Origin of the sequence: Rhizobium sp. IY2, assembly GCF_047532935.1 — a bacterium.
GTDB lineage: Bacteria > Pseudomonadota > Alphaproteobacteria > Rhizobiales > Rhizobiaceae > Rhizobium > Rhizobium anhuiense.
Genome location: NZ_JBLKNU010000005.1, coordinates 340,991 through 352,384, shown reverse-complemented (window position 1 = coordinate 352,384; position 11,394 = coordinate 340,991). Strand labels below are relative to the sequence as shown.

Genomic DNA, 11,394 nt, shown 5'->3' with positions numbered 1-11,394 from the left:
CACCGAGATCTCGTCGAACGGGTTCATCGACATCTTCACATTGGCAAGCTCGACACCCGTGCCATCCGGACGAACCCGGATCTTCACGTTGTAGTCGACAACCCGTTTGACGGGCACGAGTATCTTCATGGGTGACCCCCTTTATTTCTAGACTACCGGCCGTCAGTGCGGCCGTTCGGCAAGCAATGCCCAGAAGGCGAAGAGCGGCGTGTCGAGCGACCTCATGGCATGTTTGATGCCAGGGAGATTGTAGAAGGATCCGCCGATACCAGGCGAAAACCAGTCCCCTTCCCCCTGCTGGAATTCTCCCTCGGAAAGCACGAGGTAGACTTCCTCCGGTGCATGGTCGTGATCGGGGTAGCGCATGTGAGGCGCCATCAACGTCACGCCGATCCACAGGTCGCTCCGCTCCTCCAATCCTCCCGGGCCGATGATCATCGCATTGGCATGGCCATCGACAAAATTGTCGCTGGCCGTGTGGTCATACTTGGTGCGCCGACGCCATTCAAGCATTGGCTCGATGCCTTTGAACCCCTCGATCAAACGCGCCAGCGAAGGATAGGACGGATCGATCGAGAGCGCCACATCAAGGAGCGCACACACGGGCAATCGACTTCCTTCCCCTGCGCGTGCATCTCCCGGGCATTCCAGCGCCGTAGAAATCTGACGAATCGAGCGACGGGCTTCCGGCGCCCTGGCAAATTGGTCGAAAGCCACGAAAGCCGCATCCACGAAAATCTGGAGGCTTTCATTGCGCAAACTCATGTCATCACCTCCCGAAACGACCCGCCGACAGGCGGCTGATCTTGCGATCAGATATCTTTTGCGATGCGCAGTCCGTCATAGACGGCGGCATGCGTGTTGCGTGCGGCCACGGCATCGCCGATCCGGAACAGCTGGAACCTGCCGTCGGGATTGCGGACGATGGACTGGGGTTCTCCAGACAGAAGCTGGTCGTGCGACATCTCACCGAGATTGCTCGAATTGGGTTTCAGTTCGAAATAGAGCTCATCGAGCGGGATGGTCCCATGATTGACGACGATCTGGTCGAAGCTGTGCTGCCTGGCAATCCCGCCGTAATCGCTGCCGATATGAGCGACCAGCTGGTTGCCGCTCTTCTCGACGGCTTCCAGACGGTAGGTGACGGTGAAGGTCACGTCGTGCTTCTGAAGAGAACGCATATAGGGCACCAGGTTCATGGCCATGACCTCAGGCGCGAAGGACCGGTCCGGCGTCATGATCTCGACCTTGGCGCCTGCCTTGGCGATGAACTCCGCCGCCTGCAGGCCGGCATGGTCGCCGGCATCGTCGAAGATCAGCACGTTGGTTCCAGGCTTCACGTCGCCGGAAATGATGTCCCACGAAGAGACCACCAGCTCGTTGCCGCTCGTGAGAACCTCGGTATGCGGCAGGCCGCCGGTCGCAATGATGACGACATCGGGATTTTCGGCCTCGATGGTGTCGGCTTCCGCCCAGGTGTTGAAGTGGAAGGTGACGTCGTATTTCTCGCACTGGCTCATGCGCCAGTCGATGATGCTGATCATCTCCCTGCGGCGCTCACTCTGGGCGGTGAGCCGGATCTGACCGCCGGGATTGTTCGCCGCCTCGAAAACGACGACCTGATGGCCGCGTTCCCCGGCGACGCGCGCCGCTTCCAGACCGGCCGGGCCGGCGCCGACGATGACGACTTTTTTCCTGGCGTCGGCCTTCGCCACGATATGCGGCATCGTCAGTTCGCGGCCGGTGGCGGCATTGTGGATGCAGAAGGCGGCGCCGCCCTGGTAGATGCGATCGAGACAGTAATTGGCGCCGACGCAGGGGCGGATATCCTCTTCCCGTTTTTCGATGATCTTGCGGACGATGTGCGGATCGGTCATGTGGGCGCGGGTCATGCCGATCATGTCGACTTTCCCGGCCGCGATCGCGTGACGCGCGGTCGCGACGTCCGGTATCTTGGCAGCGTGGAACGTCGGAAAATTGGTCGCGGCCCGGATTTCACCGGCAAAATCCAGGTGCGGAGAGTTTGCCATGCCCTGGATCGGAATGACATCCGTCAAACCCGCATCGGTATCGATGTGGCCCCGAATGACGTTCAGATAGTCGATGAGGCCGCTATCGCGGAGCCGCTTGGAAATCTCCATGCCTTCGGCCTTGCCGGTACCGCCGGGAAGACATTCGTCGGCGGTATAACGAACGCCGAGGATGAAGTCGTCACCCACCCTTTGCCGGATCGCCTTGAACACATCGAGACAGAAGCGCATGCGGTTTTCGAGAGAGCCGCCATAGGGACCATCGAGTTCGTTGGTCAGCGGCGACGCGAACTGGTCGATCAGATGGCCGTAGGCTTCCAGCTCGACACCGTCCATGCCGCCCGCCTTCATGCGCTCCGCAGCATCGGCGAAATCCTTGATGATGCGCTCGATGTCCCAATCTTCCATCTTCTTCGGGAAGGCGCGGTGGGATGCCTCGCGATGATGCGACGGCGCCACGACCGGCAGCCAGTCGCCCTTGTCCCAGCGCGTGCGCCGGCCGAGATGGGTGAGCTGGATCATGATCGCCGCCCCCTCTTCATGCACGGCGTCGGTCATTTCCCTGATCCACGGGACGATCTCGTCCTTATAGGCGAGCAGGTTGTTGAAAACCGGCGGACTGTCCCTGGAAACCGCGGCCGAGCCTGCCGTCATCGTCAGCGCCACGCCGCCCTTTGCCCGCTCCACCGTATAGGCGCGATACCTCTCCTTCGGCATGCCGTCTTCCGGATAGGCAGGCTCGTGGGAGGTCACGATGAGACGGTTGCGCAGCTTCAAATGCTTGAGCTGATAGGGCTGAAGAAGGGGGTCATTCGACATGGGCCGTGGTTCCGGATTAAAAACGTCAGAGGAGACGCTAAGCATAATGTACATAAGTGTCAACTAGGAAAACAAATGGGTCGTTATTTTCGACACTGATGTACATTTTTCTTGTGCGTGGTTTGATAATTTGATAGGAAACACCCCATGGATCAGGCTTTGAACGACACTGGCTGGCGCGGATCACAGGAGGGATGGCTGGAAGCAGCGTACCACTCGCTGCTGGATTCCGGGGTGGATTCGGTGAAGATTCTGCCGCTGGCGAAGAAGCTCAATCTCTCGCGCACGAGCTTCTACTGGTTCTTCAAGGATCGGGAGGAGCTGTTGGCCGCGCTTGTGGCGCGCTGGCGCGATAAAAACACCGGCAACATCGTCAAGCAGTCGGAAGCTTATGCGGAATCGCTTGCCGAGGCGATGCTCAACGTCTTCGATTGCTGGCTCAACAACGATCTGTTCGACGCCAGGTTTGAATTCGCCGTGCGCAGCTGGGCGCTGCAGTCCGACGAGATCCTCGCCGAGGTCCGACAAGCCGATCAGCTTCGCCTCGAAGCGCTCAAGCGCATGTTCATCCGGTTCGGACTACCAGAAACGACATCAGATGTCAGAGCGCGAACAACTTACCTCGTTCAGATCGGCTATATCTCCATGCAGTCCAGGGAGGAACTCGCCGTCCGCATGAAACGGATTCCAGAGTATATTGCGATCTACACCGGCGAAGTGCCGCAGCAGAGGGAGCTCGATCGCTTCTTCTCCCGGCATGGCTATAGGCCCGGTTAGGGAAGGCCGAGATGAGCGTTTCCTTGAGGATCGGTATCATTGGCGGCGGCGGATGGCTTGGCGGAGCAATCGCCGGCTCGATCCTCGATGCCGGCCTGGTCGGTCCTCGAAATCTCTCCCTCTCCTATCGCAGCGAGCCGCCGCGCCGTTTCCCGAATTCTTTCCTGACCACCGACAATCAGGAACTTGCCGACCGCTCGGATGTGATCCTTCTCTCCGTTCGTCCGGCCGACTGGCAGGCCCTGGAGTTCGATGCCGGCGGCAAGCTCGTCATCTCGGTCATGGCGGGCATCCGCTTGGACACACTTTCGGGACGCCACAACACCGCTCGCATCGTCCGCGCTCTGCCGAATGCCGCTGCCGAAGTAACCAGATCCTATACGCCCTGGACTGGCACAAGCGACGTCACGGAAGACGATCGAGCAGTCGTCCGCGCCATTTTCCAGGCATGCGGATCTGAGGACGAGGTCGGAGGGGAAAGCGACATCGACTATCTCACCGGCCTCTCCGGATCCGGACCGGCATTCCCGGCGCTGCTCGCAGCCGCCATGATGAGCGACGCCGTCACCCATGGCCTGCCGGCGGAGATTGCGCAGCGGGCCGTCAACACGGTGATGACCGGCGCCGGCCGCCTGTTGGAGCGCCGTGACGAATGTCCTGACGACGTCGTTCAAACCTTTCTCGCCTATCGCGGCACCACCGCAGCAGCCATCGAAGGCATGCGCGCTGCCGGGTTCGACGCTTCCGTCGCCAAGGGACTGTCGGCGGCATTCAAGAAATCGGTGAGTATGGGAGACGCTTCCTGACAACCGTTGGAGCGGGTTCCTGCGGCGCCCCGCTCGTCAAAATCGGCCGCTAAGCAGAGGGAACGAAATGAAAAAACTACTTGCATCGACATGCCTGACATTCGGCCTGATCGGCGGGGCGTCTTTCGCCAGCGCCGCCGAATGCGGCAGTGTGACCATCGCCAGCATGAACTGGCAGAGTGCAGAGGTTCTCTCTAACCTCGACAAGTTCATCCTGAACGAAGGTTATGGCTGCGAGGCCGACATCACCGTCGGCGACACCGTCCCGACGATCACCTCCATGGCCGAAAAGGGCCAGCCCGACATCGCGCCGGAAGCCTGGATCGACCTGCTTCCCGATGTCGTCAAGAAGGGAACGGATGAAGGCCGGATCGTCCAGGTCGGCTCTCCGCTGCCCGATGGCGGCGTACAGGGCTGGTGGATTCCCAAATATGTTGCCGATGCCCATCCCGATATCAAGACCATCGGCGACGTGCTGAAGCATCCGGAACTCTTCCCCGATCCGGAAGATCCGAAGAAGGGCGCCATCTACAACGGGCCGCAGGGCTGGGGCGGCACCGTCGTGACCACGCAGCTCTACAAGGCCTTCGAAGCCGAGAAGGCCGGCTTCACCCTCGTCGATACCGGCTCAGCCGCCGGCCTCGATGGTTCGATCGCCAAGGCTTACGAACGCAAGGAAGGCTGGGCCGGCTATTACTGGGCGCCGACCGCGCTGCTCGGCAAGTATCAGATGGTCAAGCTCGAAGCCGGTGTGCCGCAGGATGCAGCCGAATGGAAGCGCTGCATCACCGTCGCCGATTGCCCCGATCCGAAGCCGAACGCATGGCCGGTCGATCACGTCGTGACCTTGGTTGCCAAGCCCTTCTCGGAAAAGGTCGGGCCTGAGGTCATGGACTATCTGACGAAGCGCTCCTGGAGCAATGACACGGTCAACAAGCTGATGGCGTGGATGACCGACAACCAGGCAACCGGCGAAGATGGCGCAAAGCACTTCCTGAAGGAAAACAAGGACCTCTGGACAAAGTGGGTCTCGCCTGAGGCAGCCGCGAAGATCGAAGCTGCGCTTTAACGCCGACTATTGCGGTGCGCTCAAAGCGCACCGCCTCTCGCTGCCGATAAAATCAAAAAGACTGCCGCGGCTCTTTGAAGAAAAAGGGGAACCGAATGGAATGGTTTTATAAATTCCCGCATATGGATGATGATGCCCTTCGCAATCTGAAGAAGGCGATCGATGACGGCTTTCGCGCCTTTACTCGCAGCTATGGCGACGCGATCGAAAGCCTCTTCTCCCCGCTGCAGCATTTTCTCATCGCCGCCGACCGCTTCATGACGCAGACGCCGTGGCCGATCATCACATCCATCATCCTTGTCATCGCATGGTTTGCGAGCCGCAGCCTGAAGATCGTCTTCGGCTGTCTCGTGACACTGCTGCTGATCGGCTATTTCGACATGTGGGACGATACGATGCGGACGGTCTCGATGATCTTCGTCTGTACCGTGCTCTCGATCGCCATCGGCATCCCGATGGGGATCCTGATGGCGCGTTCCGACCGGCTGCAGCGCGTCATCAACCCGATCCTCGACGTCATGCAGACCATGCCGAGCTTCGTCTACCTGATCCCTGTCGTCATGCTGCTCGGCATCGGCAAGGTGCCGGGACTGATCGCCGTCGTTATCTACGCCATCCCGCCTATGATCAGGCTGACCGACCTCGGTATCCGCCTGGTCGACAAGGACGTGCTGGAGGCGGCCGACGCCTTCGGGACATCGAGTTCGCAGAAACTGTTCAAGGTCCAGCTGCCGCTGGCGCTTCCCACCATCATGGCCGGCATCAACCAGACCATCATGATGGCGCTCGCCATGGTCGTCGTCGCCTCGATGATCGGTGTCCAGGGTCTTGGCCAGCCGGTTCTGAAGGCGATCGCCAACCAGTACTTCACGCTGGGTATTTTCAACGGTCTTGCCATCGTCGGCATCGCCATCATCTTCGACCGGGTCAGCCAGGCATATGGCAAGAGGCTCCAGAAGCATCGGGAGATCGTCCATGGCTGATCAACGTTTCGGCGGCATCAAGATCCGCCATCTCTACAAGATCTTCGGTCCCAATCCTGCCGCTTACGTCGATGCCGTCCAAAAAGGATTGTCGAAGACCGAGCTCAACCAAAAGCATGGCCACGTGCTGGGCTTGAGCAATATCAATATCGAGATACCTTCGGGCCGCATCCAGGTCATCATGGGCCTTTCGGGTTCGGGCAAATCGACCCTCATCCGCCACATCAATCGTCTGATCGATCCAACCGCCGGCGAAGTGCTTGTCGACGGCGTCGATGTCGTGAAAATGAACGAGACCGAATTGCGGGCGTTTCGCCGGCACCAGACGGCCATGGTGTTTCAGAAGTTCGCGCTTCTGCCGCACCGGAATGTTCTCGACAATACCATCTTCGGCCTCGAAGTGCAGGGCATGGAGCGTTCGAAAGCCGTCGACGTCGCCATGCGCTGGCTGGAGCGGGTCGGTCTCAAGGGTTTCGAGCAGAAATATCCCAACCAGCTCTCCGGCGGCATGCAGCAGCGTGTCGGCCTGGCGCGCGCCCTTTCCAACGATGCGCCGGTCCTTTTGATGGACGAAGCCTATTCGGCGCTCGATCCCTTGATCCGCACGGATATGCAGACGGTCCTTCTCGACATTCAGAGGGAGATCAAGAAAACCATCGTCTTCATCACCCACGATCTCGATGAGGCCCTTCGCCTGGGCGACCAGATTGCGATCCTGCGCGACGGCGAAGTCATCCAGCAGGGCACCAGCCAGGACATCGTCCTGCGTCCGGCGGACGATTACATCGCCAATTTCGTCAAGGAGGTTAATCGCGGCCGCGTCATCCATGTCGAAGCCGTCATGACCCCCCTGCATTCCGGCGCAGTACCCGGCGGATTGACGATTGCGTCAGGCACGACAGTCGAAGAGGCCGTCCGGATCCTGGCATCGGCGCCGGACGACGATGCCAGGGTGATTTCACCATCAGGCGAAGCATTGGGTCTCGTCACCTTCCGCCAGCTCGCAGGCGCGATGGTGAACTCGCAGGAGGTGGCTCCCCGACGCGATAGTGCCCTCTCGGTCGCACTCTGAAGCTCAAATGCGGCCGTCTCTCCGTTTCGTTGGCGATACCGATATCGGGCACGCCATCGCAGGAAATGGAAAGTCGGCCGCCTGACGCTTGGGGATCACCATGTCGAAACTCTTCCCGCGTCTGTTTTCGCCCGTCAGTCTGCGCGGACACATTTTGCGCAACAGGATCGTCTTCGGCGCGCATACGGCAAACATGGCGAACAACGGCGTGCCCGGCGACCGGCATGTTGCCTATTATGCCGAGCGTGCGATCGGCGGCGCCGGAATGATCGTGGTCGAACCGATGCCGGTCCATCCCGCCGCTGTGTTGACGCGCGGGAATTTTCTTCCCGGCGACGATAGTGTGTTCCCTCACTTCAGGAAGGTCACGACGGCGATCAGGGAAAACGGCGCGGTCGCGATCCAGCAGCTCTACCATGTTGGCGCCCATGGAGATTCCGATAATTCATACCACCCGCATTGGTCGCCGTCCGGTCTGCCCAGTTATCACGACAGCGACGGCTCGCATGCCATGAGCGAGGCGGAAATCTCAGAAACCATCGACGGATTCGTGCAGGCGGCGCACCGCTGTCATGAGGCCGGTTTCGATGGCGTGGAGGTCTGGGCGGCCTATCTCGGCCTCATCGAGCAGTTCTGGACGCCCTGGTCGAACCGGCGAGAGGATCAATGGGGCGGTTCGCTCGAAAATCGGACACGTTTCTCGCGCGAGATCATGAGCCGCATCCGGCCGGTCTGCGGTGAGCAGTTCATCATCGGGCTTGCGATCAGCGATGAGCCCGATCACAGCGTCGCGCTGACGCGGGACGAGCTTGCCGAAATCGTCGTCCTCCATGACGATCTCGGCCTCGTCGATTACGTCACCTGCGGCTCGGGCGGCTATCTCGACTTCCACAAGCTGATGCCGACATTCCTTTACAAGGAGAAGCTCGGCGCCGATCTCGCTGCGACGATCAGGCGGTCCGTCAAGCACGCGCTCGTGATCGCCGAAAGCCATATCAGAACACCGGAGAATGCCGAAACCGTTCTGGGAGAAGGAGCGGCGGACCTCGTCTCGATCGTGCGCGGCCAGATCGCCGATCCCCATCTCGCCCGAAAAGCCGGCGAAGACCGCCCCGACGATGTTCGCGGCTGCATTTCGTGCAACCAGATGTGCTGGGGCCGGCGCTCGCGTGATTATTGGATAAGCTGCCTCATCAACCCGTCGGCCGGACGGGAATACCAATGGGGCGGCGACCGCTTCAGCCCGGCCGGCCAGCCGAGAACGGTGCTGGTGGTCGGCGGCGGGCCTGCCGGTCTGGAAGCCGCCCGTGCAGCCGCGGAGAGAGGCCACCGGGTCATCCTCGCGGAAGCCTCCAGCCGGCTCGGCGGCAATTTCCTGCTGGCCGGACTGCAGCCTCGCCGCGCGCAGATCCTCGACCTCATCGGCTGGTACGAGCGGCAGCTGACGAAACTCGGCGTCGAGATCCGGCTCAACTCTTATGTCGAGGCATCGGATGTCGAAGCGATCGGCGCGGATGCCGTCATCCTGGCGACAGGTTCCTATTCTCCCGAAACCGGCTTCCAGAAGGCTCTGCCCTCGGTCGAGACGCTGCCCGGCATCGAAAAGGGAAACGTCTTCACCATCGAGGCTGTCATGGCGCGGCAGGCAAGGCCGGGCAAAAGGGTCCTGCTGCTCGACGAGGGTGGCGGCTGGCGCGGCTGCGGAACCGCCTGGAAGCTCGCCGAAGATGGGCACCTGGTGACCATGCTCTCGCCCGATCCCTTCATCGGCAAGGAACTTCAGCGCACCACCGCCGACGTACCGCTGCGTCGGACCTTGAAGAGGCTGGGTGTCCAATGGCGTCTGGAGGTCAGCGTGCTGGCGTGGCACGGCAACGGCGTCACCCTGCTGGATCACAATACCGGCGAGCATTTCTTCGAGGAAGGCGACAGCCTGGTGCTCGCCACCACCAATGCAGCCGCCAACTGGCTCGGCGAAGAACTGCGCTCGAGCGGTCGCCATATCGTGGAGATCGGAGACTGCGCCGCGCCGCGCCAGGCGCCCTATGCCTTCTATGAGGGCAGGCGAGCCGCATTGGAGCTGTGATGACCGGGCAGAGGATCAGAATGCCGATCGACGAGCTCCGCCAACTGGCGCTCGAAGCCTGCCTCGCCTGCGGCAGCAGCCAGGCCATGGCGAAGGCGCTCATCGATGCAACGCTGTCGGCTGCCCGTTTCGGACGCCCCGAGCTGGGTTTTCCGCATTTCGTCGATTATCTCGCCAGCCTGCGCGAGGGGCGGATCAACGGAAACGCCAAGCCCCGCTTCAACCATGTGCTGCCGGCCCTGATCCAGGCCGATGCGGATGGCGGCATAGCGCAGCTCGGCTTTGACCTCATTTACGACGACTTCACGAAACGCGTGAAAACCTTCGGCATTTCAGTCTTCACGCAGAAAAACAGCTATACCGCCGGGGAACTGGGATATTACATCAGGCGCCTGGCTCAGGACGGATTGATCTCCATCGCCGCTGCCAACGGCCCACCATTGATGGCCGCCGCCGAGGGCGGTGAGCGCGTTTACTGCACAAATCCGCTGGCCTTCGGCGCGCCCATGCCGGCCCCTTTGCCGCCTCTCGTCATCGACCAGGCGACGAGCGCTACGGCCTTCGTCACCCTTGCCGAGGCGGCCAAGGCGCAGTCGCCGATCGCTCACGGCATCGCCATCGATGAGACCGGCGCAATCACCACTGATCCGGTCAAGGCGATGCTCGGCGCGCTCCTGCCCTTCGGCGGCTACAAGGGCGCCAATATCGCCCTTGTCGTCGAGATGCTTTCCGCGGGTCTTTCCGGGGCCGCATGGTCGCTCGATGCAGGCCACTTTCTCTCAGGCGAGCATCCGGTCAATGCCGGAATGACCGTGATCGCGCTCTTTCCCGCAGCAGTAGATCCGGATTTTCAGGCGCGAGCCACGGCCCAATTGGAGCGGCTGCGCGCCAAGGGAGTTCGCATCCCCGGCGACAGAGCGATGTCCGCATGTACCGCGGAAACCGATAGCCTCGAAGTCGACGCAGCGGTGCTCGAAACGATCCGCCGCTTGTGCCTTCAGTGAAAGCAAATCATTACCAAGCCGAAGAAGCGCGCGCACTGCGGACCAGTGCGCAACCATGGCGACAATGTCCTCGTTCGGCTAATTGAGAAACTAAAGATCTCTATCCACTTTGCGCAGCGCATTGCGCAGAACAGACGGCTTCAGGGGAGCGGCTTCATATACATTTTGCGCAAGATCAGTCCAGACTGCGCCACGAAAAGCCGCTCGGCCGACAATATCGGGACCGGACAATTGCTCCATAGCTGAGGAACAGTAAGATCAATCCCGACCAATGCCATGATGGTTTGCGGTCCTAAAACCAAACCCGTTCATCCATCACCCCCAAAAGGATGGAAGGGATCATACATACGCACTCCATCCCGTGCGTATGCCTGCATGCCTGTCAGCCTGCCGAAGGCCCTCTTTAAGCGGTCCACTATAGAACCTTCGGCAGGCGACTGCGCGACTTGCGAAATCGGGGACCCACTCGATAAGCTTCAGATATCGCTCCTCTCGGCAAGACCCGCTGCATTTGAGCCCGCCGAGCGCGGCCGCGTTTTTTTCGGACGTGCCAAGGCCGCTCTATCACTTTGAATCAAAATCCTAAAACGCGTCGCATGAATTCGCATTGGCGCGATGCGCTGTATAGTGGCCTGGCGGATACAGGCGATAAATTTACCCTTCTGCGTAATCGTTTCATCATCAGCCCGATGGCTTGCCAACTGTTCCGAGTTCTGCCAGTTCCTGCCGTCAGGCTGCGAAAAACGGA

General features: G+C 60.6%; 9 protein-coding genes and 1 pseudogene. 7 read left to right on the top strand and 3 right to left on the bottom strand.

What is annotated here, in order from left to right; translation table 11 throughout:
- From ACMUVN_RS19400 to ACMUVN_RS19390, 3 genes and pseudogenes are all read right to left on the bottom strand, one after another.
- A pseudogene (locus ACMUVN_RS19400) lies at window positions 1–129 on the bottom strand (electron transfer flavoprotein subunit beta/FixA family protein); the annotation flags it as partial.
- 33 nt (window positions 130–162) lie between these two features.
- Window positions 163–765, bottom strand: coding sequence for a dimethylsulfoniopropionate lyase (locus ACMUVN_RS19395; RefSeq protein ID WP_048338176.1), 603 nt, complete (start codon window positions 763–765; stop codon window positions 163–165).
- Between the two features lie 47 nt (window positions 766–812).
- Window positions 813–2,849, bottom strand: coding sequence for an NADH:flavin oxidoreductase (locus ACMUVN_RS19390; RefSeq protein ID WP_132576211.1), 2,037 nt, complete (start codon window positions 2,847–2,849; stop codon window positions 813–815).
- A gap of 147 nt (window positions 2,850–2,996) precedes the next feature.
- On the opposite strand from ACMUVN_RS19390, the gene ACMUVN_RS19385 reads away from it, so the two are divergent.
- From ACMUVN_RS19385 to ACMUVN_RS19355, 7 genes are all read left to right on the top strand, one after another.
- Window positions 2,997–3,626, top strand: coding sequence for a TetR/AcrR family transcriptional regulator (locus tag ACMUVN_RS19385; protein WP_132576213.1), 630 nt, complete (start codon window positions 2,997–2,999; stop codon window positions 3,624–3,626).
- 11 nt (window positions 3,627–3,637) lie between these two features.
- Window positions 3,638–4,432 carry a pyrroline-5-carboxylate reductase dimerization domain-containing protein gene (locus tag ACMUVN_RS19380; RefSeq protein ID WP_132576215.1) on the top strand — a complete coding sequence of 265 codons (795 nt, stop codon included), beginning with the start codon at window positions 3,638–3,640 and terminating at the stop codon, window positions 4,430–4,432.
- 67 nt (window positions 4,433–4,499) lie between these two features.
- The gene (locus ACMUVN_RS19375) at window positions 4,500–5,501 is read left to right on the top strand and encodes an ABC transporter substrate-binding protein (protein ID WP_063474167.1); all 1,002 of its coding nucleotides are present in this window, start codon (window positions 4,500–4,502) and stop codon (window positions 5,499–5,501) included.
- A 95-nt stretch (window positions 5,502–5,596) separates the two neighbouring features.
- The gene (locus tag ACMUVN_RS19370; protein WP_047616819.1) at window positions 5,597–6,484 is read left to right on the top strand and encodes an ABC transporter permease; all 888 of its coding nucleotides are present in this window, start codon (window positions 5,597–5,599) and stop codon (window positions 6,482–6,484) included.
- A complete protein-coding gene (locus tag ACMUVN_RS19365; RefSeq protein WP_047616821.1) occupies window positions 6,477–7,556 on the top strand; it encodes a quaternary amine ABC transporter ATP-binding protein in 1,080 nt (359 codons plus the stop codon). The genes ACMUVN_RS19370 and ACMUVN_RS19365 overlap by 8 nt, the downstream gene beginning before the upstream one ends.
- A gap of 100 nt (window positions 7,557–7,656) precedes the next feature.
- The gene (locus ACMUVN_RS19360) at window positions 7,657–9,642 is read left to right on the top strand and encodes an FAD-dependent oxidoreductase (protein WP_414815385.1); all 1,986 of its coding nucleotides are present in this window, start codon (window positions 7,657–7,659) and stop codon (window positions 9,640–9,642) included.
- Window positions 9,642–10,646 carry an Ldh family oxidoreductase gene (locus ACMUVN_RS19355; protein WP_047616823.1) on the top strand — a complete coding sequence of 335 codons (1,005 nt, stop codon included), beginning with the start codon at window positions 9,642–9,644 and terminating at the stop codon, window positions 10,644–10,646. Before ACMUVN_RS19360 ends, ACMUVN_RS19355 begins: the two co-directional genes overlap by 1 nt.
- Window positions 10,647–11,394 lie beyond the last annotated feature (748 nt).

Excerpts from the sequence above, each read along its gene's own strand:
- ACMUVN_RS19395 (WP_048338176.1), bottom strand. The coding sequence starts at position 765 with ATGAGTTTGCGCAATGAAAGCCTCCAGATTTTCGTGGATGCGGCTTTC.
- ACMUVN_RS19360 (WP_414815385.1), top strand. The coding sequence starts at position 7,657 with ATGTCGAAACTCTTCCCGCGTCTGTTTTCGCCCGTCAGTCTGCGCGGA.
- ACMUVN_RS19370 (WP_047616819.1), top strand. The coding sequence starts at position 5,597 with ATGGAATGGTTTTATAAATTCCCGCATATGGATGATGATGCCCTTCGC.
- ACMUVN_RS19365 (WP_047616821.1), top strand. The coding sequence starts at position 6,477 with ATGGCTGATCAACGTTTCGGCGGCATCAAGATCCGCCATCTCTACAAG.
- ACMUVN_RS19390 (WP_132576211.1), bottom strand. The coding sequence starts at position 2,849 with ATGTCGAATGACCCCCTTCTTCAGCCCTATCAGCTCAAGCATTTGAAG.
- ACMUVN_RS19385 (WP_132576213.1), top strand. The coding sequence starts at position 2,997 with ATGGATCAGGCTTTGAACGACACTGGCTGGCGCGGATCACAGGAGGGA.
- ACMUVN_RS19380 (WP_132576215.1), top strand. The coding sequence starts at position 3,638 with ATGAGCGTTTCCTTGAGGATCGGTATCATTGGCGGCGGCGGATGGCTT.
- ACMUVN_RS19375 (WP_063474167.1), top strand. The coding sequence starts at position 4,500 with ATGAAAAAACTACTTGCATCGACATGCCTGACATTCGGCCTGATCGGC.
- ACMUVN_RS19355 (WP_047616823.1), top strand. The coding sequence starts at position 9,642 with ATGACCGGGCAGAGGATCAGAATGCCGATCGACGAGCTCCGCCAACTG.